Consider the following 25,378-nt stretch of genomic DNA (forward strand, 5'->3'; position numbering starts at 1 on the left):
TTACAATTCGATCGGATGGAAAAATCAAAACGCGCCCGCTACCAATTATTATAGATAGTCTATAGGTAGGACACCACTTAGTCGAATATTATTAAAAATCAATTAAAAAACTAAATTATGATTAATCCTAATAGTCCAGTTATCCTCTCGATCGAGAACCTTACCGCAAACGTCGATGATACCCAGATCTTAAATGGCGTAAATCTCGAAATCAAAGCTGGCGAAATTCATGCGATTATGGGGCCGAATGGTTCTGGTAAAAGTACTTTGTCTAAAGTATTAGCCGGACATCCTGCTTATACAGTCACGGGTGGAACGGTTACTTATAAAGGTGAAAATTTATTTGACTTAGAGCCTCAAGATCGGGCGCGTTCTGGTGTATTCCTTGCATTCCAATATCCGCTCGAAATCCCTGGGGTTAGTAATCTCGACTTCCTGAGGGTGGCTTACAACTCTCGCCAAAAGCATCGCGGATTGGAAGAATTAGATGTGTTTGATTTTGACGACTTGATTCAGGACAAATTAGAGATTGTCAAAATGAACCCTGCTTTTCTTAGCCGGAGCGTTAATGAAGGCTTCTCTGGTGGTGAGAAAAAGCGGAATGAAATTCTGCAAATGGCCATCCTCGAACCGAGTTTAGCGATTCTCGATGAGACTGACTCTGGATTAGATATCGACGCCCTTAAAATTGTCGCCAATGGTGTCAATCAGTTGTCGAATCAGGATAATTCAATGCTGGTGATTACCCACTATCAACGCCTGTTGGACTACATCATTCCCGATTTCGTCCATGTGATGGCAAACGGACAAATCTTGACTAGCGGCGGTAAGGAACTCGCATACGAATTAGAAGCCAAGGGTTATGACTGGGTGACGGAAGTCGAACCAGCAAGCGTTTAGTTGCCGTTGCCAACACACAACAGATCTGTAGGGGCAAGGTTATGCTAGGGTTCTGGCTACACACTAACAACAATCGGACAAACCTGCCCTCCCCTACCAGTAAATATGAGAGTTTCGGCGTTCGGTTAGTTACTGGTGAGGTGGGTGGGTTTGTTTCAAATCCTGATTACTGACGATATCAGTCGCATAAACCCACCCCTACAGATCTTTGTTTTCATAAATATTCCTCTATAAATCTTGTTTTTTCTTTGTTTGCATTACTCCTATGACATCAACCTTAACTAATCGAGACACCTATCTCGCCCAACTTCTGGCACTTACGCAACCACCCGCAACGCCTCAACTGCTAGAACTGCGCACCCAAGCAGCCGGATATTTGCAAGAAGAAACCCTTCCCAGCAACAAAGATGAAGAATGGCGATTTACTAATTTAGATCCATTACTTACCCAAACTTTTACGGCACCAGCGACACAAGTGCCTCTAGTCAATATTAATGGCTTAGTTTTGCCAGAAGCCATTAACACTCGTCTAGTATTCGTCAATGGCATCTATGCGCCATTACTGTCTAGCCTTGCCGACTTACCTGCTGGTGTATTTGTCGGTAACCTCGCCGCAGCCAATGCTACTGGATTGGCGATTAGTACTTACCTGGGCAAACAACCTGGTGGTGAAGAGGTATTTACGGCGATTAATACGGCTGGTATTAATGAAGCAGCAGTGCTGTGGCTAGCTCCAGATATAGTACTTGAGACACCAATTCATTTATTATTTATTACTACCGTAGATGATACGGCGATCGCGACTCAACCGCGCACGCTAATCGTGTTAGAACAGAGAAGTAGCGCGACTTTAATCCAAGAATACCTGCATACATCTATTCCAGATCGCTCCTACTTTAATAACGCCGTTACTGAGGTGTGGCTGGGCGATACTGCCAAACTCAATCATACTCGCATCCAAGACGAAGACATTACCGCCATCCATATCGGTAAAACAGCGGTGTCTCAATCTCAGCATAGTGCTTATACTGGTACTTCGATCGAGTTAGGCAGCAAACTGTCCCGCCACAACTGGGAAATCTGCCAAATCGGCGCGCAGACAGAAACCTATCTGAATGGTTTGACGATGGTAAATGGCGAACAGGAATCGGATACCCACAGCACCATTGCCCTCACTAAACCCCATGGCATCACAGCTCAACTGCATAAATGTATCGTAGACGATCGCGCCCATGCGATCTTCAACGGTAAGGTATTCGTGCCGCAAGCTGCCCAACAAACCAATGCAGGGCAATTGAATCGCAATCTCTTACTGTCATCGACTGCGCGCATCGATACCAAGCCTCAGCTCGAAATTACCGCCGATAATGTTAAGTGCTCCCACGGCGCGACAGTCAGCCAATTAGAAGACGACGAGATTTTTTACCTCCAGAGTCGGGGTTTAGCTGTCGAAACAGCTAAAATATTATTGATTAACGCTTTTGCTGTAGAAATAATCGATCGAATTCCCGTCGCCTCAGTACGTGAAAAACTAGCAGTGGCAGTCAAAGCATTTAAAGCTAACTAGGAACTGGTAAACAATGACTAGAGAAAGCCCGATTCTACGATTAATCCAAAATCTTACAGGAACTGCCGACGAAATGACTTTTATTCAAACTAAATCAGGGATTCACAAACCGCAAACTCTCGCCGATACAGTTCGTGCTGACTTTCCCATCCTCCATCGGGAAGTGCATGGTAAGCCCCTCGTTTATCTAGATAATGCGGCAACCTCCCAAAAACCTCACGCTGTCATTCATGCCTTAGAACACTACTATAGTCACTACAATTCCAACGTCCATCGCGGCGTACATACGCTCAGTTCCGAAGCGACAGACGCTTATGAAGGTGCCAGAGAAAAGATCGCCAAATTTGTTAATGCGGCTTCTTCGCAAGAAATTATTTATACCCGCAATGCTACCGAAGCGATTAACTTAGTCGCCTATAGTTGGGGATTGAGCAATCTGCAACGCGGCGATGAAGTGATTCTCTCGGTGATGGAGCACCACAGCAATCTAATTCCCTGGCAATTAGTCGCTCAAAAAACAGGCGCGCGGCTACAATTCGTGCAGCTTACACCAGAAGAAGAGTTTGATTTCGGACATTACCAGTCACTAGTCAACGAGAAAACTAAACTAGTATCTGTCGTCCATGTTTCTAATACACTGGGCTGTATCAATCCGATTAAAGATATCGTCGGACTCGCACATCAATACGGTGCCAAAGTATTAGTCGATGCTTGCCAAAGTGCCCCACATTTACCTTTAGATGTCCAAGATTTGGATTGCGATTGGTTAGTGGCGTCGGGACATAAAATGTGCGCGCCGACAGGGATTGGATTCTTATATGGTAAATTGAATCTCATGCGATCGATGCCACCATTCTTAGGCGGTGGTGAAATGATTGCCGATGTATTTCTCGAAAATTCTACTTATGCAGATTTACCGCATAAGTTTGAAGCAGGTACGCCTGCAATTGCCGAAGCAATCGCCTTAGGCGCTGCGGTAGATTATTTGACTAATATTGGGATGGACAAAATTCATGCTTATGAAGCAGAATTAACGACCTATTTATTTGAGAAATTAATGCAAATTCCTCAAGTAAAAATCTACGGCCCTAAACCACCCAAAGAACGTGCAGCATTAGCTTCTTTTACTTCTGGTGAAGTGCATCCTCACGATCTTTCGACAATGTTAGATCAAGCCGGAATTGCCATTCGTGCCGGACACCATTGCACCCAACCATTGCACCGCTTTATCAAGGCGCAATCGACAGCTCGTGCGAGTTTATACTTCTACAATACTAAAGCAGAAATCGATAGTTTTATCGCCTCCTTGCAGGAATCGATCGAGTTCTTTGATAGTATTTTTAGTTAAAATAATGCCTGGGCTGAAACCACAAAATAGAAGAGTAGCGATCGTCAATCGTACTCTTCTGTTTCGATCGCAGTAGGAAAGCCGCGATCGTTCATGATTCTGTTAAATAAGTTTTCTATAACTACATCCCACAAGGAGTTGTACTGTAAGATTACTAGGTTTTTGCTACAATCCCAAACAGATACATGATTATCTGTCAATGTATCCAACAAATAGAAATAATATTTAAATTAGATTCTAGTAAGTTTAACTCATCCTCCGAACATCCTTGGATTGGGGCAATCTGACAGATCTGACTAATCATTGACTTAACATCATTTGCAATATTTTCACTGGTATAAGCTAGATCTTCATTCATATCCGAATAACTTGGTTAACGCGATCGATTGTGCCGCAGCCATTTGTCCGTAACAGAAGACGCACGGGATTTCTGGTGGTAAATGTGGGGCAAAATCTGCCATTAAATAAGGACTACCATAGATAATTAATCCCTGTAGTTGTTGACTGGCAATTAATTGTTGAAATAATTGTTTTGCTACCGAAGTGATGCCAAGTCCGCCCGAAAATGGACTGGTACGGATGAAAAGTTGCAGGATGACCGATTCGTCAGGTGCGATCTTAATAGCCGGACTATGGCGATTGATAAGCTGAAGTTGATAGCCGAGTTTGGTGGGAATGGTGACGGCGGGAGTACTCCGGCTGAGAAAAGTACTATCGAGGATTTCTTCTAAGACGACTATATTCTTGCCAGAGCTAGGCTTGAGTGGGAGATTGCCTTGCATGATTAAGGAATCTTGTAATGCGTTCTTGGCAATCGCCATTGATGTTGGTGCGGCAAGAGTTGTTAAAGCCGCAGGTTGACTATTGACAGGCGATTGAGTCAATGTGACACCATCCCAATCTTGAAATAACTTCTGTTTGGCGCGCCAAATCCGCCCCACACTCGCTCTAATTCGCTCCGCACTAATCCGTCCCGACTCTACCGCATTACATACGGCTCGAATTGCAATTTCGGGATCTACAGGCATCAAAATAATATCCGAGCCAGCCGTCACAGACATTACTGGAGCCTCATCCGCGCCATATCGATCGGCAATTGCCCCCATTACCAAGGCGTCGGTACTAATCAACCCTTCAAAGCCCAAATTCTGCCGCAATTCTTCAGTCAAAATTTTGGGTGAGAGCGTCGCGGGTAATTCGGCATCGAGCGCAGGAATTAGTAAATGGGCACTCATCACACTATCTACCCCCGCCTGAATTGCGGCTTTAAATGGGGGCAATTCGATCGAGTTTAATCGCGCGCGATCGTGGGGTATCGTGGGCAACGCCCAGTGCGAATCTACGCCTGTATCCCCGTGACCGGGAAAATGTTTGGCGCAGGTGAGGACGGGATGATCCGCCGCTCCGCGAATGTAGGCAGTAGCTAGTTGACTGACGATATCGGGAGTCTCCCCGAAGGCGCGAATATTAATCACCGGATTGGCGGGGTTATTATTAACATCGACTACCGGAGCCAAAATCCAATTAATGCCGACTGCTAGAGCCTCCTGGGCGGTAATCGCACCCATTTGCCGAGCGTAATCGATCGCTTTGGCTAAGTCTGTCTGCGCGATCGCATTGAGAGCCATTGGCGGTGGAAACCAAGTTGCACCTGTAAATCTTTGCCCGACTCCTTCTTCAATATCGGCGGCAATGAGGAGCGGATAATTCGCCCAGGCTTGCAATTGCTGGATTCTGAGCGTTAATTCGCCAGCATTTCCACCCCAGAATATTACCCCGCCGACACCGAGATCGGCGATCCAATGTTTGAGCGTCGCTCGATCGCGTTCGCCAAATTCGGGATACTGAATCTGATGGTCGAATAAATGGCTGGATGCGCGCACAACCACCATTTGGGCGACTTGTTGGGCGAGGGTGAGGGTGTTTGGGTTGGGGAGTTTCATGGGGGAGTGGGGTTGTTTGATTAGCTGCGGAGATTTACCCCCCGCCTTACGGGCACCCCTGCTTGGTGCGCTGTCTTGTCTCGCTGCCACGATCGGGGAACCGGACGCCTTGCGAGTCGCTAAACCGTCGGCAAACAAAGGCGTGCGCGCATCCGCTCGATCGGGGGGGTTGGGGGTAACACTATCTCCGCCGAAGTCATGTAAGGCGAGCAGTCCATACCATATAGGTTTCAGACTATTCGATCGAGATCGATAATTATGCCCTCAACTTCAGATAATTGTTAAAATATAAGTAATCATCAATTTCCTAAGGTGGATTGCGATCGAGTAGATCTCGACGATCCTGACAAAATGCAAAGACGAACTCTATTATCGGCTGCGTTAGTACCGATCGGTGCGGCAAGCGGACTCTATTTTTTATCATCCCAGACATCCCCCATGGCAAAGACACAAGGCGAATTTGAAATTACCAAAACCGACGAAGAGTGGAAAAAGATCCTGACTCCCGAACAGTTTAAGGTATTACGGCAACACGGTACAGAGCGTGCTGGTACCAGTATTCTCGATAAAGAGTACGGCAAGGGTCAGTTTGTCTGTGCTGGCTGCGATTTACCACTATTTGTCTCCGATACCAAGTTTAACAGCGGCACTGGTTGGCCGAGTTTCAACGATCCGATTCCTGGTGCGATCGAAACTTCAGTTGACAAATCATTCTTTTCTACTCGTACTGAAGTCCATTGTCGTCGCTGCGGCGGACATTTAGGACATGTATTTGAAGATGGCCCCAAACCCACTGGACTCCGTTACTGTATGAACGGCGTCTCCATGAAATTTATTCCTGCTTAACGAAGGCAGTAACTCGGATACGCCTTTGTTTCCCGACGGATAATTGCTAAAAGCGATTGCTGGCGATCGTTAGATATCGCCAGCAATTATCATTTTCAGATCCATGAAGTTATTATAATTTTTCTACCTAATTATTCTCCAATTCTTATAATAAAGATATCGAGCATATTTACTCAACCTGTTGGTAATTACTAAACGCACGCTTCAAGTCGATCGAAATTCGCCAACTAACCATACATCTATAGATGAGGTAAATCATGTCAAAAATTGTTGCAGATTGGATGAATCGCGAGCTGATTACTGTTAAGCCCAGCACGCCGCTAGCGGATGCAGTAAAGCTGTTGGTCGATCGACATATTAGTGGTTTACCTGTAATTGATGATGATGGCAAACTAGTCGGCGTAATTTCTGAAGCCGATCTGATGTGGCGCGAACAAGGTCTAGAACAACCGCCATATATGATATTTTTGGGTGGTGTAATTTACTTCAAAAATCCCCTCACATACGATCGAGATTTACACAAAGCTTTGGGGCAAACAGTTGGCGAAGTAATGACTCCTCACGCGATCTCGATTAGTGCCGATACTACGCTCCCAGAGGCAGCCAGAATCCTGCATGACAAGAAAATTCACCGCTTACCTGTGGTTGATGAAAACGATCGTCCGATCGGCATTATTACCGAAAGTGACATCGTTCGCGCGATCGCGGCTGTATAAATTTAGTAGTATTAACAAGATCGCTAATCGCTAAAAATTGAGGGTAGGGGTAATTAATGAATTACCCCTACCCTGCATTTTTAGAACTATCTCTCAATTCGAGCTTAATTCTCGATCGAATTATTTAGAGAGCGTTTCTGGTTCGTGAAGGACGCCAGCAATAATCATCCATTTATCTGTAACTTTATCTTTTTCTGTGACTTGAATCTTGCGGAGGGTATAGGTAAAACCAAAGTGTTCTATCGCTCAAAGTATCGCAAGTATCGTGGCTTGCGAAGGCTTGAAGCTGACGCTGCAAAGCTGCATCGCGACTATGTAATGGGATCGTTTCGGCGAGAAATTCTGTGAGTTCCTGTCGATGATTTTGAATAAATGTGGGTGTAAATAATAAATCTAAAAGATTGCCACTCATCACGCCACTGATATCTCCAAGCTGACTGCAATTACCACCCGCCATCGTACAGCCGAGAATGAGCTTGTCTAGCTTATCGGGATATTTTAGAGCAAATTGCTGGGCGATCGCACCACCCATACTGACACCAAATACATGCGCTTTTGGAATATGTAATGCGTCTAATAACCCTGCGGCATCATCTGCCATATCTACGATACTATACAGGCGCGGGGATGGGCTGGTGAGTCCAGCATCGCGATTGTCGAAGAGGATAAGTTGATAGTTTTTAGCAAGTAGTTCGGTGAATTTCTTGCCCCAGTCAAGTAGGCTAAAACTCAAACCCATTATCATCAGTAACGGTTCGCCACTACCTTGAATTTGGTAGTTAAGATCGATATCGCCAATGGTAATTTGCGTCACGGCTTTTAATTAATTTTGGGGCGCATGAAGTATTTCAACAATTCGATCGATCGCTTCCAATAATTTGGTGGGAATAATTGCTCCCGCTTTGTAAGCAATGATGGTTTGGGATGCCGTAAATATTCGGTTTGGTCTAATATTACTAGGTTGGTTTAAGCCGCCAATAGTGAAATCATCATCTGAAATCGAGACCGCATATCGATCGGATATAGTCTGGCTAGTAATTTGGCAGAGAATCAGGTCTTCGCCTTGTAAGTCGGCAACAATCAGTGCCGGACGGCGTTTTGTCTGTGTTAAGTCCGAAAATGGAAAAGGAACGATGACAACATCACCTACTACAAATTTTGCCATGCTGCATCTTCTTCAGGTTTGAGCCAATCATTCTTGAGCACCAACTCACTGAGTAACAGAGTTTCAGGAATTTCTCGTTGGTGTTTGACTTTAAGATATTGCAAATACTCCAACACCTCGGACAGGATCGGATCGGAGGTGTTTTCGGTTTCTCTTATAATTTGCTCTCGAATACTCATAAGGACAATTCAAGTTATCGTCGATCTTTAATGTAAATATTTTATCATTTCGTATGGCTCAAACCGCTATCCATCGTGTGGTTGAATCATGATGCCACCAAATAGAGCCTCATCAGCCCAACACTCCACTCCTTCAATGTAGCAAATGTGACTTTCATATTCTGCTTTGGTGTCAGCTACAATCGCTTCAAAACCTCCACCCATTGAAACATTATCAAAATTCAACTTTCTCCCCCGTTGGCGGAGCCTCTCCAGTGGAGAATCGTCACAAGCTTTGTCATAGCAAGCACCACATACGGCGCGTCGATACCTTTCCCAATGAGGGACTGGAGTTGTACAGATTGGGCAAGGATGAAATTGCCGATCGCTCATATCTCAACTTGCAAGGTGGACAAATCGTTAAGGTGCTTTGAAGATTACCAATAATTATAGATCGAGTCAAATTTGAGACTGAAATCGACAAATGCCGGAACTTCCAAAGATATCGTTTTGCCAAGGCTGTTAGGACAGACAGCGATTGTGTCTTGAAAAGGTGCTTTACTTGGGGAAACCCCAAGAACGCACTTTTCGCAAATCGCCGCTTGTGATGCAAAGTCCGCCTACGCGGACTAGATAATTAGTCCGCGTAGGCGGACTTTGCATCATCAGCCGAGACTTTAGTCTCCAGGCTATTCTTATCCAGAACTTCCGTTACATAGGAGCAAAATCCCAGAGTGAGAGTGTGCTAGATTGGACGGCAACTAAAGATGCTAATAGCTCACCACGCGAACTAATTAGGGTATTGTTGGCATTGACTCCGGTACCCTGCGAGATCGTCAGAGTCTCGAAGGTTAGGCCATCTTTCAACCCAAAATAGTCCTTACCAGCCACAAAATTGTAGATCGTGTCGGTACCAGTGCCCGTTCCGATCGCAAACTGATTGCGACCTCTGCCACTGTACAGGGTATCTTGACCGAATCCTCCCTCTAGCACATTGTCACCGTCGCCAGCATAAAGGATATCATTACCAGCACCTCCAAAGAGTGAGTTATTGCCAGCATCTCCGTAAATTATGTCATTACCCGCTTCTCCATATATGTAATCGTCACCAAGTCCGCCCTTGAGCAGATCGGCATCGCTCCCACCGATCAGCAGATCGTTACCAGTACCGCCATTTACGGAGTCATTACCATCTTGAGCATAAAGCTGGTCGTTGCCATCACCACCAAAGATTTGGTCGTCGCCCAATCCACTCTCAACATAGTCATTGCCAGATCCTGCATCGATCGTATCGTTGCCGTTACCTGCATAGAGTTGGTCGTTGCCAGCTCCAGCAAGAAGCTGGTCGTTGCCGAATCCACCATCTAAATAGTCGTCACCAGCTCCAGCATCGAGCAGGTCGTTACCATCTCGACCATAGAGCAGATCGTTACCATCGCTACCAAATAGTTGGTCGTCGCCGAATTCACCATCAAGATTGTCATTACCAGATTCGCCATTGAGAGTATCGTTACCATAGCCACCGTAGGCAAAATCATCTCCCTGACCCGCAAGGAGTCGATCGTCGCCAGTACCGCCATCTAAGTAGTCATTGCCAGCACCGCTGTCCAGTGTGTCATTACCTGTCTGACCGTACAGTTGGTCGTTACCGTCACCACCCAGGAGGTCGTCGTCGCCATCACCACCGTCGAGATAGTCATTACCAGCTTGACCTAAGAGTTTATCGGCAGCTTCACCACCAAGCAGGTAGTCTTCGCCATTGCCGCCGTCGAGGTAATCTCGACCCTCCTGACCGAAGAGTTGGTCGTCGCCATCTCCGCCTTCGAGTCGATCGTCGCCTGCGTTGCCTTCGAGGTAATCATTACCTGTCTGACCGTAGAGTCGATCGCTACCATCTCGACCGTAGATGAAGTCATCAGACTCGCCACCATCGAGGAAGTCCGCACCAGCACCACCATCGAGGATATCGTAGTTTTGCTGACCGTAGAGGCGATCGTTACCTTCATTGCCATTGAGTTGGTCGTTGTCCAACCCGCCATCGAGGTAGTCATCACCAGTGTTGCCGTTCAGGAGGTCGGCACCAGCTTGACCGTAGAGACGATCGTTACCTTCATTGCCATTGAGAAGGTCATCACCCTCACCACCTTCAAGGTAGTCATCACCTACTTGCCCCGACAGGGTATCTTTGCCAGTACCTCCGTAGAGAGCATCATCACCTGCTTGACCATTGAGGAGATCGTCACCAGCTTGACCGTAAAGTTGGTCGTTGCCATCGCCACCATTGAGGATGTCATTACTATCGCCACCATCGAGGAGGTCGTTGCCTTCGTTACCATTGAGGAGGTCGGCACCAGCTTGACCGTAAAGGCGATCGTTACCTTCGTTGCCGTTGAGGAGGTCGTTACCTTCACCACCATCGAGGAGGTCGTTGCCTGTCCCGCCATTGAGGGTATCGGTACCAGCTCGACCGTAGAGTTGGTCGTCCCCGTCGCCGCCACTGAGTAAATCGTTGCCCAAGCCGCCATCGAGGAGGTCATCACCCATCTCGCCAGTCAGGATATCTTCGCCATCTTGACCGTAGAGTCGATCGTCGCCGTAGCCGCCACTGAGCAGGTCATTACCAGATCCACCGTCGAGATCGTCATTGCCAGTGTCACCATTGAGGATGTCATCGCCGCTTTCCCCAAAGAGTCGATCGTTGCCATCGTTGCCAAACAGGAGGTCATTGCCAGCTTCCCCTTTGAGCAGATCCTCGCCATCTCGACCGTAGAGTCGATCGTTGCCATCGCCACCGTAGAGTCGATCGCTATCTGCTCCGCCATCAAGTAAGTCATCGCCAGCTTCACCATAGAGGAGGTCGCTACCACCCAAGCCACTGATGATATTATTCCCACTGTCGCCGATGAGCAGGTCTTCAAATTCCGAACCTTCGAGGTTTTCGATCGCTTGGAGTCGATCGCCTTGTGCATCTCCCGCCCAGCCTGTACCAGTTGTCAGACTGACAGATACGGGTGTTGCGGAGGTGAAGTAGGAAGCCGTATCGTTGCCTTCCCCGCCATCGAGTAGATCGGCATCCGTACCGCCAACGATGAAATCGTTACCGTTCTGACCGAACAGAGAGTCTGCGCCTGCTTCGCCAAAAATAATATCGTCGCCGATTCTGGCGTTAACTATGTCATTACCTGCGCCAGTGTTGATGATGTTGGCTTGGCTATCGCCGACGATTTCATCATTGAAGGCGGAGCCGACGACATTTTCAATGTTATAGATCGCGTCGGTATCGCCAAAACCGTCAAGAGCTTGATTTTGCTCTAAGTTGACGATGACTCGATTTGGATCGCGGCGGTAGCTGACAGTATCACTGTCTTGGCTGGCGTAAATATAACTGCCTTCTTGACTGCTGTAACCAGTATAAGTGTAACGATTGCCATCATAACTGAGATAATTGCTGCCCTCACCGCCGGATGCTGAGGTTCGTCTGGGACTATAGTAATTGGGAGCAGAGTCTTCGCCGCCGTCAAGGTAGTCATTGCCAGCATTACCAACTAATAAGTCGTCTCCAGTTAAGCCTTCGATACGGTTGTCTAGGTTGTTGCCAATCAGCACGTCATCAAACCCAGAACCGATGATATTTTCTAGATTGCGGAGCGTATCTACAGTACCAAAACCATCTTGAGCTGTACCAGCAGCGATCGTAAAGTTGGGTTCGGCGTCGGTAGGGATGGGAGTGGTGGTAACGATGCTGGTATGAACGAAGCCGCCAGGATTTTGGTAGTTTAGTGCTTCATCAATATTGACGACTACACCACGGGGAGAGTTGTTGTAGCTGACAGTATCGATTTCAGTACCACCGTCAATAAAGTCATTACCTGCTTCTCCGAGTAGTAGGTCATCGCCGCTTTCCCCAAACAGTCGATCGGTACCAGTACCACCCACTAACTGGTCATCGCCAGCCTTGCCATAGAGAATGTCATCGCCGTCTTCACCGAAGAGTTTATCATTTCCAAATAACTCGCTGTCATCGGAGTCACCGTAGAGCGTATCGTTTCCAGTCCCACCGTAAAGAGAATCAGAATCGTCTCCACCTTGCAGAGTATCGCTTCCAGCTTCTCCAAAAAGTATATCTTGTTGAGAGCCACCGTACAGTTCATCGTTGCCTTCACCACCTGAAAGTATGTCTTCCCCAGCATCGCCATAGAGAACGTCATCACCGTCTTCACCAAAGAGTCGATCGTTTCCCTTACCACCCTTGAGAGTGTCATTGTCTATACCACCGTAAAGTTGGTCGTTACCAGCACCACCGTCAAGGATGTCATTGCCTTGCCCACCTTCAAGAATGTCTTCACCAGGATCGTCCAAAATTTGTTGCTCTGTGAAAACTGGATTCTTATTTGCATCAAAAACCTGACGACCGCTTTCATCAAGAACTGGCTCAGATAAAATCTGAGAACCTCCAAACAGAGTATCATCACCCTCTCCACCTTTTAAAATATCATCGCCTTCTCCACCATCTAACAAATCATTTCCACTGTTTCCAACTAACGTGTCGCGTCCGGCCTCACCAGCTAGTACATCATTACCAATACCACCATCGAGATAATCATCTCCTTCACCGCCAATCAGAAAATCTCTGCCGCCAATTAATAGGTTATTAACATCATCTCCATACAAAGTATCAGAACCTTCTCCGCCAAAGAGTTGATCGTTGTTATCCCCTCCATATAAGGTGTCATTACCTTTTCCACCCTGTAGCCTATCGTCGTTTTCATTGCCAAACAGGGCATCATTATTGTCGCCACCATCAACTAAGTCATTACCTTGATTACCGTACAAGGTGTCATTACCACTGCCACCATATATGCGATCGTTTTCACTATCTCCAGAAATAATGTCATCACCACCGCGACCATCAAGTAAATCTTCGCCCTCACCACCGAAGAGTATATCGTTGCGCGATCCTCCTACAAGTATGTCATTTCCTTTTCCACCCCGTAGTTCAGCGGCAACACTAACCTCTACATAAGACTTATCGTTGGCTGTGCTGACAAGTGAAATAAGATCGTTACCTTCACCTGCATCAGCGACGATCTTGGTAACATTGGGGAAAGATTGCTGATATCCAAATGCGGAAATAATAACATTAGGTGTAACGTTGAACGTTTCGTCAATTTCTTTCTGGCTAACGTTTCTTTGGCTAGCACGAGTTCCAATGTTTAGAATCAATTCACCATTGGCAAAATTTGCTAGGTTCGGGTCTATTTGCTGTGTTCCACCGCCGCCGCTGCTTTCTCCAAAATTAAATAAATCAACCGTCGCAAGGACCTTTTCATTGCGCTCGTAGATTTCTTCGAGTTTACCCTCAGTGACTAAACTTACAAAAGCCTTAGCCAGTTTGGCAGGCTTATAGGTAATGTATTCGGCATAAATGCTTGCTCCTGCGTAAACTTTCCCCTGTGCGTCAAATGAGAAGTTATTAAGGAGATCTTTAAGCTCGGAGAACCTTACTTTCGGATCTCTTTCAGGCAGATAAAAGTCTGCATTTCCTTTAATAAAAATGTTGCCCCCAGCTTTAGCAACTAAAACATTTGCCTCGGCTCCTCCCTCTATTTTTGCATCTAACTTAAACAGAGGCTTACTACCATCAACATAGAATCCTGACAGGGGAGCGTTATTTCCTAGACCAAATGCATCATAGCCAAACGTTAGCCCAGAACTTGAAAGGTTCCCATCAACATTAATATAAGGAATAATTGGAACAACAACAATAACAAAACCAGGCGGGAAATCTTGCCTTTTATTAAAATTTACATTAAATCCAGGTAGTTGGAATTTTAGGAGATTAGTGCTTTCTTCTCCTACTAGCAGATTGAACAGATTGTTTGCATCCTCCAACGCCTCAAACGTGAAACCGCCTGTCGGTAAACTGATTCCTTGGGCAGCAATTAGATCGCTTGGCTTACCTACTACAAGAGGGTTTGCAGTTTTGCCGTTGGCATCTAGACTGAATTCTCCAAGAGGGATATATAAGCCCTGTAAGTTTTTATTTGGTTGCTTGACAGTTTTGACAACTTGGTCAAAAGCATCGATCGTTGCTGATAATATTTTTACTTCATTTACCGAAGTAACTAGTCCCAGAATGTCTAAAAAATTAAGACTAATTCCAATCTCATTAAAGCCTGGTATGGGGGCTTCAATGACATCAAAAATAGCGTTAAAAGGTTTAATGATCTTATCGATTGTATCTACAACTGGGTCTAGAAGATCACCAAAGAAAGAACCTAGATCTAGCTGCACGTTTTTAAACGCAATGCTGGGGAATACGGTAGGGTTAACTAGTGACAAGCTCAAGTTAAAGTCTGACTTCAATGTTGGTAGCCCGCCGCCGTTATTGAAGTCAGTTATCAACGGTAGGTTGAAGTTCAGCGTATTCCCAATAACATAATCAGCATTACCTAAATTATTACCTAAAGCACTCTCCAGTACACCTTCAATAAGTTTGGCATCAGAGGATTCTCCCAGCTTACCAAGCTCAAGCTCCGCTGCGTCAAGTGCTTTTATGAGCGGTTGGTACTTATCATCGAGTGTTGTTTCGATCTTCTTTAAAAAATCCTCTGTTTTATCCAGTCCGATTTTGATATCGTTAGCAGTTGCCATAATGTCTCTTTCTATTTATGTAAATTGCAATTTTATTGATAAATCGATTCGATGGAAACCTGATTAAATCTTACTGCCCAAATATAAACTCAACTCGATCGATCTGTCAGTAAGAAAAAGTAACTGAAAGTGACCAATATTTTTTGCAGACTGTATAGTAATGTAAATCGATCGAACATCCGCTGTATCGGTTAGATCGGTCGTACTTCGATCGGGGAGTAAATAATTTCGGGGAATGATAATTAAGTAGATTTAATCACTACTGCCGATTTAAGTCGAACACGTTCTTGCACTTTGAACACGTTCTTGCTAAATCTTGCGAAACTGATTGGGTGAAACCCCTATGAGTCGGCGGAAGTGCTTGGCAAAATGACTGGGATTGGCAAAACCACAGTCATTTGCAATATCGAGCATCGTGCCTTCTTTCTGCTTGAGTAATTGCTTCGCTCGCTCGACTCGCTGCTGAATCAAGTAGGCATGAGGAGTCATTCCCGTCGATCGCTTAAATAATCGACAAAAGTAGTACTGGCTGATTCCTAGTTCATCTGAAATTGCTGCTAATGATACATTCTCGCTCAGGTGAACATTCATATATTCCAGGGCTTGCTTCAGTTTGTACCTGCATAAGCCATCTTCATACTCTGGTAGAACATACTTGCGCGTTGAGTATTTTCTCAAAAAATGCGCCGCTAGAGCTGTTGCCATTGACTCTGCATAGAAGCAACTATTCGTTGCATCGGTTTCTAATACTGTCTTCAGAGCTAAGACAATCTGACAAACTAACGGATCGGTGACTGATAGCGATAACTTCAGTTCAACTTGCTCTGGATTGGCGGACTCATAAGCCGCATGAGTTAGAAATATCGGATCGAGATAGCAATGAGTCGTGTCTGCTGCGTGATTCGTCCGCACTCTGAGCGATGTATGAGCAGGCAGTATTTCAATGTACCCAATTTCATTTGGATCGTGCTGAAACAGATGCCGCTTTCCGTTAGCAACCATTTCCACTTCTGTGGGCTGTTTCCAAGATGGCACAGAGATGAAGTGCTGAAGATTCGTTGTTTCGGGAATTTCGATTGCAGGTAGTTGATAGTGTGCGATCTGAATATTTTTCCATCCTGCTTGTTGACTGGAATGAATGCGTGGACGTGGAATAAACGTTGAAGTTGAATCTGGTTGAAAATAATCGATCGCTAAGATTTTTCCGGCTGACATTACGATCCGTCCTTACTGGACTGGTGCGAAGATTGCTGTGCTAGTCAATTAACTCGATCGGAGAGAGTCAGAATTTACGCTGTATGACGATCGATTCTCCTCTAGTATTATCCACCCAATCTTTACATATTCTCCAGACGGGAAATGTAAATTTTGTTGCAGCAGATAAATCTCACTGATTAAATATAATCTCAACCCGATCGAGTTGTCAGTAAGAAAAAGTAACTAAAAGTGACTAATATTTTTCCCAGGCTGTAAAGTAATATGAAGCGATCGAATATCAGGCGTATGGGTTCGATCGATCGAGCAGTGTCATCGATCGCGAATCTCGATCTACTGTCTAGATTCACTCGATCGAGATCCCAATCTCACAAGATTAAATTATCCAGTTGGCGATCGATCTCCAGTCTAGAAACAAAACATAGTGCGGCACAAGATCCCCGACTTCTCAACAGAAGTCGGGGATCTGAATTAACTAGTGGCGATCGAATTATCCGATCGATCGAGCAGTGTCATCGATCGCGAATCTTGCTCTACTATCTAGATTCACTCGATCGAGATCCCAATCTCACAAAATTAAATTATCCAGTTGGCGATCGATCTCCAGTCTAGAAACAGGATGTAGATTCGATCGTTGGCGTAGCCTACCGGAGGTAATCGCGTATACTGAGCAGATCAACAGCAGTTGAATATGTCTCAATTCCCCCACGATGAATTCGCGAAAAACTTATTTGAATTACTACTCACACCCTTTGGTGCCGTAGAGATCGAACGCGGCGTACAACCAGAAGCCAAAGCTGTAGATATCTACTTTCAACCATCTCAACCCATCCCAACCGAACACAATCTCGGCCTGCTCGCTCGCTGTATTACGCAACCCGCAATCTTTGAACCATTCCGCAATCCGGTGGGTGTGGGCGAGATTCAGATGTGGATCGCCAAATTGTTTGAGATTCTACAAGAATTAACCAGAGAACGGAAACGACTCAAACAGCCAGATCTCGCCGAAGTCAAACCGCACTTATGGATTCTCACTCCGACATTAGCAGCTCCAACTTTAACTGGATTTGGGTCGGTAAATCGGGTAGAAACGTGGGGACAGGGCGTATATTTATTACCCACTCATTTCCAGACAGGGATTATTGTCATTCATCAGTTACCCCGCACGCCTGAGACATTGTGGTTTCGGTTGATGGGGAAGGGAACGGTACAGGAAAATGCCATTGGTGAAGTCGCCGATTTACCAGCAAATAGTCCTTACAAAGGTAATGCCTTAGATTTATTTTTATCGCTTAAACTAGAACTAGAGTCGAAACAAAGTATCGAGCCAGAGGAGCGAAATTTAGCCATGAGACTATCTGCACTATATATCGAGAAGATTCAGGAGGCTCAACAAATTGGTCGTCAGGAGGGTCGCACAGAAGGTGAACGGGAATTAGTGATGGTGCTGCTTACAGAAAAGCTCGGTAATGTGTCTGCTCGATTGAGTGAAGAGATTGCAATGTTATCTGTGGATAAGTTGCAAGAGCTGGCTAAGGCTTTGTTGTGTTTTAGTTCGATAGCAGATTTGACCCAATGGCTGACAAATAATCGGTAGCTAAATGGTAGGGTACCAAATCCCCGACTTCTCCGAGAAGTCGGGAATTTGGCGTTCAAATTTAGCGGATATCGATTGAGGATTTAAACTAGAGGTTATGTCTGAAACCTAGCTGGTGGGCAGTGCCCACCCTCCAAAACTGTTGAAATCCCTTGGCAACGAGGGAATCTATTGAAACAGCCTAACGATCTGGCTCTTGACATCCGATAATACATAGACTAGATTGAGAATAACTACCAAGTTTGTCAGCGAGTTTGTCATGTAGTCCTCCGCCTCTCCACATTTAACCAGTAATTAATATTTCTCAGCGGCGATATTCCGCCTCAGCCATAGTTTTCATGGCAGATATTTAGGTGCGTTCCAAATCCCGACTCAGAATCTTAATTACGACTTATAAGTTACGACTGATATTGTTGCCTTGAGAGGGGAACTGCAAAATGCTGATGCAAAAATATCCAAGAACCCCACATATTGCGGGTTCCAGGCAACAGCCTGGGGATGAAGATTTAGATAGCGTACCATTTAGCGCGATCGCCAATGAGTACGTAGTAATAGAGGAGAAAGTCGATGGTGCTAATGCTGCAATTAGTTTCGATGCCAACGGACAATTACTATTGCAAAGTCGCGGACACTATTTAACTGGTGGCCCTCGCGAACGCCATTTTAATTTATTCAAACAGTGGGCACACAGTCATTATGCCGCACTGTGGGATGTGTTGGGCGATCGATATATTTTGTATGGTGAATGGCTGTATGCCAAACATACGGTATTTTACGATAAATTACCGCACTATTTCTTAGAATACGATTTATTGGATCGAACTTCTGGACAATTTCTCAGCACGGCGGCGCGGCGAGAGTTATTGACAGGATTGGCGGTAGCTTCGGTACCCGTATTGCTAGAGGGAAAATTAACATCTCACAAGCAATTAGTCGGTTTATTACAACACTCCCATTTTATTAGTTCCGAGCATATCGATAGGTTGCGAGAGCTTTGTGTCGAGCAAGGTTTGAATGCAGATCTGGCAATTCAACAAACTAATCACAGTGCGTTGATGGAAGGTTTGTATATCAAGGTGGAGACACCGGAGTTGACTATTGCTCGATATAAGTATGTCCGAGCAGACTTTTTAACGACTATTTTACACTCGGAGACTCACTGGTTAAATCGTCCGATTATTCCTAATCAATTACAGACTGGTGTCGATTTATTTGGCATTAATTAACAATCGGTAATTTCAGAGCGTTAATATCGATATTCGGGCACGATCTATGACTGGTGGGCAATGCCCACCCTGATTTTCAGTATTTTATTCCTAATTGATGATGGAAGAATTTAATGAAACATACATCGCAATAACTTTGGGTAGAATTTGGTGCGAAGAATTGGAAGATATTATCGGTTTTGATGCTCTCATTCCCCATGATGGATATGAAATTATCTCAGATGCCGCGCCTGGAAATTGGATAGCTTATGTGATGAGTAAAGATATCGATCGAGATTTTAATAAAATTTCAAAATTGGCAGCCGATTTTTATGAAGTCGATAGCCTACCAGTAGAGATATTTGCAAGGATCGTCGAACGGGTTAAATACGAATATCAAGAACATCCACGAATGAATCAAGATTGAGAAAAAGCTATGAAGAATATAGCGATCGAACAAAATACCTATTGGATATTTCCGTATTGTCCGACACCGACAGCTTTACAAATAAATTGGACAGAAATTCTAGCAAAGTTTCCATCCTTACAGCCTCTAGCTAACTGCGAACAAAACCCGATTTATCATGCAGAAGGAAATGTCTGGATTCACACCCAAATGGTATGTGAAGCCTTAATTTCTTTACCCGCTTGGCAAGCGATGGATGTGACAGATCGATCGATCTTATTTGCGGCGGCGTTATTTCATGACATTGCCAAACCAATGGCAACCCAAGTAAATGAAGATGGACATATTACCGCTAAGGGACATGTGAATTTGGGCGCGCGGATGGTACGGCAGATTTTACAAGATTTGCAGACACCATTTGCAATTCGGGAGGCGATTGTGGCGATCGTTAAATATGAAAGTTTGCCATTATGGTTTTGGGATAAACCCAATCCATTACGATCGATTATTAAAGTCAGTCAATTAGTGCGTTGCGATTGGTTGGCATTAATGGCTGAGGCAGATGTAAAGGGGAGAATTTGTGCGGACAAACAGAATTTATTAGATGCGATCGAGTTGTTTAAAGAATTCTGTCAAGAGCATAATTGTTTCGATCGAGCTTATCCATTTGCATCGGCGCATAGTCGGTTTGTTTACTTCCATAAAGAAGATGCAGATCCAAATTATGCCGCTTTTGACGATACTCGCTTGGAAGTAATTCTCATGTGTGGGTTACCAGGTACGGGGAAAGATTATTGGATCGATCGTCATCATCCAGATTTACCAGTTGTATCGCTCGACAAATTGCGGATCGAAATGGGGATCTTACCCACAGACGAGCAAGGCGCGATCGTCAATGCGGGGCGAGATTTGGCGAAGGGATATCTGCAATCTGAGACGCCATTTATCTGGAATGCGACTAATATCGTCAAACCGATTCGATCGGGCTTAATTCGGCTATTTGCTGGGTATGGTGCGCGAATTCGGATCGTCTATCTAGAAGTACCGATCGATCGAGTCTTACGGCAAAATCGCGATCGCAAGGCGCAAGTTCCTAATGCTGTCATTCATCGTTTTCGCGATCGATTAGAAATTCCCGATATTACGGAATGCCATCAATTAGATTGTTTCGTCGATGTTTAATTTTTATTGTTAACCGTAAACCCTAGAAATCCCCCTAAATCCCCCTTAAAAAGGGGGACTAAGAATCCGGCTCCCCCTTTCTAAGGGGGTGGGCAGGGTGGTTTCATACACCGAAAGAAAAATCTTTCAGTTCACTTCAGTGAACTTTGGCTGTTAGCCCGAACTTCAGTTCAGGGCGGTTAAGGACTAAGCAAATCGGTGTTTGCATTTTCCTTTTCTTGTATGAAACCACCCTGCCTTTCTAAGGGGGTGGGGGGATTCAGATCTATGACACAAACAAAACTCTTCTTTTTAACTTTTCACTAAAACTCATGTCAAAACAAAAGATTGAAAAACAAAAAATGGCGATGATTACGGAGGTGTATAACCGGATTATCTGGGATGCGAACCTCAATCGTAATATGTTTATCGCTGGATTTCACGAGCGGATCTCTGACACTATTCGCGAGAAGCCATTGGCGCAGTGGGATGATAATAGCGATATTCCTTGGCATCGAGTTCGTTATATTCGGTGCAATGAGACGATCGTTTGGGATCGAGAAAATCGGATCGATTTAATTTCGACTAATAATTTACCGGAAATTGCCTGGAAATCTGAAGTTGCCGGATCTAATCGAGCAGATCTTGCTGCTTTAATTGCTAACAATCAGGTTGAGTTTCAGCCGCGAGATATTTATACATACGATCGCGATGGCTGGAATGTATTTACAGGTGCAGTCAAATCAGTAGCTTTAGATAATACGCTGACGATCGTTAGTTATAATATTTTATCCAATCTCCACGACGCGGATAAAATTCATACAAATAAACGATTGCCAGTTATTTTGAGCGAATTAGCAAAAACTAATGCCGATATTATTGCCTTGCAAGAAGTAACGCCAGAATCGCTAGCTTTTATATTGGCGACAGATTGGGTAAAAGATTATTTTGTCTCTGAGGCTCCTAATGGTAATAATGTCAAACCATATGGCAATTTAATTATGTCTCGGTGGGCATTTAATCTCGTACAGCATCAATTTTCTGGACACAAACGGGTATTAGTGGGTAGCTGGAATATTAACGACCGAGCAGTACATTTAGCTAACGTTCATCTTACTAGCGATCGCGGCGATAATGCTCTCCAAAAACGGACTCAACAATTAGCGACAGTTATCGGATATCTCCAAAAACAAGCTGGCGATCGATTTATTGTTGGCGATTTTAATACGCGAGGTAATCAGCAAGATGAAATTATTAAATATGGTAATTTTATTGATGTCTGGCAAAATTTATATCCAGATCGAGATGGCTATACCTTCGATCCGACTGCTAATTCTTTGGCGATGTTAATGAGCCTAGAAGGGAAACCCGCACGGCTCGATCGAATCTTATGGTGTCCCGATTTAGAATCTAATTATCAACCTCAAGCGATGGATTTATTCGGCTGTAAATCTTTCGTAAGTGATGATGTACAGCTTTATCCTTCCGATCATTTCTGCGTCTGTGGGGTTTTTAAAATCTCTCCAGCTACGACGGCGCAGAATTCGCCCGATCGCATCGATCTTACCGCGATCGCGCCAGTATATGAGAGTATCCTGGCCATTATCCCACCTGAAGATTTATTCCCGTCGATTCAAGCGATTCGCCAACAGTACGATCCTGGATTTTTCAATATCGTACCGCATATTACCTTGCTCTATGGCTTTTTACCCGATCGATATTTTGAGGAAGTAGTCGATTTAATTGCACCTATCCTTGCCAAGATCGAGCCATTTACAGTGACATTAGCCGACTTTGAGATCTTCACCCATCATAAAAGTTCTACCGCATATTTGCGCCCGATTGTGAAACCAGAAGGTGCATTGCACGAGTTGCAAGCGGCTTTGTATCGATTATTTCCTCAATGTTACGAGCAAAGTACCAAAACTAGTGCGGGATTCAATCCGCATTTAAGTGTCGGACAATTTGCCAATTCGAGCGAAGCAATGGCAAAATTACCCCAATGGCATCCGATTAAATTTACTGTCGATGCTGTTTCCTTACTCAGCCGTACTCGTGACAAACCTTGCGTTGTCAAACATATAGTTGGCGTGGGTAAATTGCGCCCTAAAGCTATCGAAAATAGCGAATTAATCGAACTAATTACTGAGATCGAACCAGTATTAACAGATGCACAACAATCGCACCGCGATACTGTTGTTGCAGTAGTCAAACAAGCCTGCACTGAATGCTTGGGATTTGCAGCATCGCTGCATTTATTAGGTTCCGCGCGACTGGGAGTAGCGAGTTCGACTAGTGATTTAGATGTCGTTTGTTTGATTCCCGATTATCTGACAGGCGAAAGCTTTTTAACCAGAGTAGCCGACTGTCTGCAAGGATTGTGCGATTCTCCAGAGGAGAGGCTTTGCCAACGATCGCAAGTCGTATTGGATGCTAAATATCCAGTCTTACGGTTAGAGATCGAAGGAATTTCGCTGGATTTACTATATACCCAAGTAGCAGTCAGCGATGGCTGGGAAACTCGGAATATTCGCGATCTTCGATCGCAAATCAAAGATACCAAATCGATTGTCGGTTGCTGGGAAGCAGATCTCATCGTAGATTTAGTCAAGCAGCAACTCCGCCTAGAACGGTTTCAGATGCTCTTAAAAGCTGTCCGAAGTTGGGCGAAAGTTCGCGGGCTATATGGCAATTCCTGGGGCTTTCTAGGTGGATTCTCTTGGTCTTTACTATGTGCTTATACCTGCATCGACTACCGAGGTCCAGACAAATCTCTAGCAGCATTATTAGCTAACTTTTTTCAGATATTGAGCCAACACAATTGGCGTCAAACAATTGCTTTAACCGAGCTGGGCAAGCAACATCAAGTCAAATTACCACAGGATTTATTGCCAATTATCTCTTCGATCGAACCTTGTAAAAATACCGCTCGCAATATTACCCGTTCTACCGCGAAAATTTTGCGTGATGAGTTTGCCAGAGCTGCGGAAATTTCTACTAATATTTTAGTAGGTAAAGATGCGTGGACATCTTTATACGAACCGATCGACCTCACGATCGGCACGAATGCCTTATTATCGATTGAGATTTTAGATACAGACGAACAGTGCAGACAAAAATGTAGCGATTTACTGGAAAGTACCATCATTGGTTTAACGATTCAACTCGAACAACTCGATGTTTTTGTGCGTCCCAATCCGCAGATTAGCACGAGCGAAAGTAAGAGCATTTTTACGCTATTTTTGCAACTACGCCTTGACTGTGAAACTCAGACAATTGCTAAATTAGTTAATGACTTTATCGGTCAGTTAAATGGAGTTAGCAATACTACCAAACTAGATTTATCGATCGCACGCAATTGTAAAAATCTGAAACCGATCGATCCCCATGTCGTCCTAAACCAACTCAGGAGTGATAGAATCGAGGTAAAGAGCGATAATAAATAATCGATCGCGTTGGCGTAGGCTCTGGAGAAAGAGAATCGACAATTAAGATCGGGTCTAATTTTCAATCCCTATTAATAATATGTCCCAATCTATTGACACACTAGTTAACTCGGAGAATAAAGGCGATCGAATTACCGCATTAAATATGCTCCGAGAAATCGAACCAGCCATCGCCTTCGGCTATATCAAACAATTGGTGACAGATAGTAACACCAGAGTCAGATATGCCGCCGTGAGCCAATTAGCCAGCATCGGCTCCCAAGATCTGAATCAAAGTTTAACTATTCTACGCGATCGATTGGTCAACGATACCGAACCCGACGTCCAAGCCGCCGCAGCTGATGCCATCGGCGCGCTCAAACTTACAGACGCCTTTGACGATTTACAAAATCTTTACCAGAGTACGCCGGAGTGGTTAGTGCAGTTTAGCATTGTCGCTGCTTTAGGTGAATTAGGCGATCCGCGCGGTTTACAATTATTACAAACTGCCTTAACCAACGAAACTAGTTTGGTGCAAACTGCGGCAATTGGCTCGATTGGCGAATTAGGCGATCCCAATGGGGTCGAGAGTATTACCCCATTCGTCACCAGCCCCGATTGGCAAATCCGCTATCAACTCGCACGCGCGCTCCGCAATCTTGGCGGCGCATCAGCCGCTCAAAGTCTGGCGATCCTCGCCACTGACGAGGTGGAGCAAGTCGCGCAAGAAGCGCGGGGTTAATTCTAATTACTGCGCTGGATCTTTACCCCACCCCAGCCCTCCCCTTATAGAACTCATTTGAGATCTTTTGAAATCCTAGTGGTGGAGGGTGGGTTTTGTTTGAGATCGAACATTAATATCGACATTAGATTGAATAGACCCACCCCTACGGTCGATCTCTAAAATCTATTATGCGTGGAGTTGTGGATCGGTAGGGGCGCGTTTATGCTTGCCTCTACCGATTGTACTATTCGATACCGCCCAAAACCCGCCCTCCCCCACCAGCAAATCTCAAACGGTTTTTAAAAATAGAATTGCGAGGGTAAATAAATCTAAACTCATCCAATCTAC

At 44.9% G+C, this 25,378-nt stretch carries 19 protein-coding genes; 12 read left to right on the forward strand and 7 right to left on the reverse strand.

The features are described 5' to 3' along the window. Positions 1-117: 117 nt before the first annotated feature. From sufC to CHA6605_RS01200, 3 genes are all read left to right on the forward strand, one after another. Positions 118-900: a Fe-S cluster assembly ATPase SufC gene (gene sufC, locus CHA6605_RS01190; protein ID WP_015157724.1), complete on the forward strand. Its 783-nt coding sequence runs from the start codon at positions 118-120 to the stop codon at positions 898-900. A gap of 265 nt (positions 901-1,165) precedes the next feature. After that, a complete protein-coding gene (gene sufD, locus CHA6605_RS01195; RefSeq protein ID WP_015157725.1) occupies positions 1,166-2,467 on the forward strand; it encodes a Fe-S cluster assembly protein SufD in 1,302 nt (433 codons plus the stop codon). A gap of 73 nt (positions 2,468-2,540) precedes the next feature. Further along, the gene (locus tag CHA6605_RS01200) at positions 2,541-3,815 is read left to right on the forward strand and encodes a SufS family cysteine desulfurase (RefSeq protein ID WP_041548574.1); all 1,275 of its coding nucleotides are present in this window, start codon (positions 2,541-2,543) and stop codon (positions 3,813-3,815) included. Between the two features lie 350 nt (positions 3,816-4,165). Here CHA6605_RS01200 and CHA6605_RS01205 read toward each other — a convergent pair whose 3' ends face one another. Next, the gene (locus tag CHA6605_RS01205) at positions 4,166-5,758 is read right to left on the reverse strand and encodes a glycoside hydrolase family 3 N-terminal domain-containing protein (RefSeq protein ID WP_015157728.1); all 1,593 of its coding nucleotides are present in this window, start codon (positions 5,756-5,758) and stop codon (positions 4,166-4,168) included. Between the two features lie 438 nt (positions 5,759-6,196). On the opposite strand from CHA6605_RS01205, the gene msrB reads away from it, so the two are divergent. Together msrB and CHA6605_RS01215 are read left to right on the forward strand one after the other, a co-directional pair. Then, the gene (gene msrB, locus CHA6605_RS01210) at positions 6,197-6,604 is read left to right on the forward strand and encodes a peptide-methionine (R)-S-oxide reductase MsrB (protein ID WP_232432156.1); all 408 of its coding nucleotides are present in this window, start codon (positions 6,197-6,199) and stop codon (positions 6,602-6,604) included. 257 nt (positions 6,605-6,861) lie between these two features. Then, positions 6,862-7,320: a CBS domain-containing protein gene (locus tag CHA6605_RS01215; protein WP_015157730.1), complete on the forward strand. Its 459-nt coding sequence runs from the start codon at positions 6,862-6,864 to the stop codon at positions 7,318-7,320. A gap of 184 nt (positions 7,321-7,504) precedes the next feature. Here the strand turns inward: CHA6605_RS01215 and CHA6605_RS31135 are convergent, their stop codons facing one another. The 6 genes from CHA6605_RS31135 to CHA6605_RS01245 all read right to left on the reverse strand — a co-directional run bounded on the left by CHA6605_RS31135 (position 7,505) and on the right by CHA6605_RS01245 (position 16,512). Further along, positions 7,505-8,134, reverse strand: a complete 630-nt coding sequence (locus tag CHA6605_RS31135) for an alpha/beta hydrolase (protein WP_015157731.1) — start codon at positions 8,132-8,134, stop codon at positions 7,505-7,507. 9 nt (positions 8,135-8,143) lie between these two features. After that, entirely contained in the window at positions 8,144-8,485 is a 342-nt protein-coding gene (locus tag CHA6605_RS01225; protein WP_015157732.1) for a type II toxin-antitoxin system PemK/MazF family toxin, read from the reverse strand. Beyond that, positions 8,470-8,664: a hypothetical protein gene (locus CHA6605_RS01230; RefSeq protein WP_015157733.1), complete on the reverse strand. Its 195-nt coding sequence runs from the start codon at positions 8,662-8,664 to the stop codon at positions 8,470-8,472. The genes CHA6605_RS01225 and CHA6605_RS01230 overlap by 16 nt, the downstream gene beginning before the upstream one ends. Positions 8,665-8,730: 66 nt before the next feature. Further along, complete coding sequence (locus CHA6605_RS01235; RefSeq protein ID WP_015157734.1) at positions 8,731-9,036, reverse strand: hypothetical protein; 306 nt, start codon at positions 9,034-9,036, stop codon at positions 8,731-8,733. Positions 9,037-9,354: 318 nt separating this feature from the next. Beyond that, entirely contained in the window at positions 9,355-15,297 is a 5,943-nt protein-coding gene (locus CHA6605_RS01240) for a calcium-binding protein (RefSeq protein ID WP_015157735.1), read from the reverse strand. Positions 15,298-15,606: 309 nt separating this feature from the next. Further along, positions 15,607-16,512, reverse strand: a complete 906-nt coding sequence (locus CHA6605_RS01245) for a helix-turn-helix domain-containing protein (protein ID WP_015157736.1) — start codon at positions 16,510-16,512, stop codon at positions 15,607-15,609. A gap of 264 nt (positions 16,513-16,776) precedes the next feature. Between CHA6605_RS01245 and CHA6605_RS01250 the strand changes: the two genes are divergently transcribed. The 7 genes from CHA6605_RS01250 (at position 16,777) to nblB (ending at position 25,048) form a co-directional block, all read left to right on the forward strand. Continuing rightward, complete coding sequence (locus CHA6605_RS01250) at positions 16,777-17,124, forward strand: hypothetical protein (RefSeq protein ID WP_157259705.1); 348 nt, start codon at positions 16,777-16,779, stop codon at positions 17,122-17,124. A gap of 79 nt (positions 17,125-17,203) precedes the next feature. Continuing rightward, positions 17,204-18,109 carry a DUF4351 domain-containing protein gene (locus tag CHA6605_RS01255; protein WP_015157737.1) on the forward strand — a complete coding sequence of 302 codons (906 nt, stop codon included), beginning with the start codon at positions 17,204-17,206 and terminating at the stop codon, positions 18,107-18,109. 437 nt (positions 18,110-18,546) lie between these two features. After that, the gene (locus tag CHA6605_RS01260; protein WP_015157738.1) at positions 18,547-19,335 is read left to right on the forward strand and encodes an RNA ligase family protein; all 789 of its coding nucleotides are present in this window, start codon (positions 18,547-18,549) and stop codon (positions 19,333-19,335) included. A gap of 97 nt (positions 19,336-19,432) precedes the next feature. Further along, complete coding sequence (locus tag CHA6605_RS01265; RefSeq protein ID WP_157259707.1) at positions 19,433-19,741, forward strand: hypothetical protein; 309 nt, start codon at positions 19,433-19,435, stop codon at positions 19,739-19,741. 9 nt (positions 19,742-19,750) lie between these two features. Further along, positions 19,751-20,902 (forward strand): AAA family ATPase, encoded by a 1,152-nt coding sequence (locus CHA6605_RS01270; RefSeq protein WP_015157740.1) that lies wholly within the window; start codon positions 19,751-19,753, stop codon positions 20,900-20,902. A gap of 311 nt (positions 20,903-21,213) precedes the next feature. Next, positions 21,214-24,327: a poly(A) polymerase gene (locus CHA6605_RS01275; RefSeq protein WP_015157741.1), complete on the forward strand. Its 3,114-nt coding sequence runs from the start codon at positions 21,214-21,216 to the stop codon at positions 24,325-24,327. Between the two features lie 79 nt (positions 24,328-24,406). Then, the gene (gene nblB, locus CHA6605_RS01280) at positions 24,407-25,048 is read left to right on the forward strand and encodes a phycobilisome degradation protein NblB (protein WP_015157742.1); all 642 of its coding nucleotides are present in this window, start codon (positions 24,407-24,409) and stop codon (positions 25,046-25,048) included. Positions 25,049-25,378: the final 330 nt, after the last annotated feature.

The organism is Chamaesiphon minutus PCC 6605, from assembly GCF_000317145.1.
GTDB classification, from domain to species: Bacteria; Cyanobacteriota; Cyanobacteriia; order Cyanobacteriales; family Chamaesiphonaceae; genus Chamaesiphon; species Chamaesiphon minutus.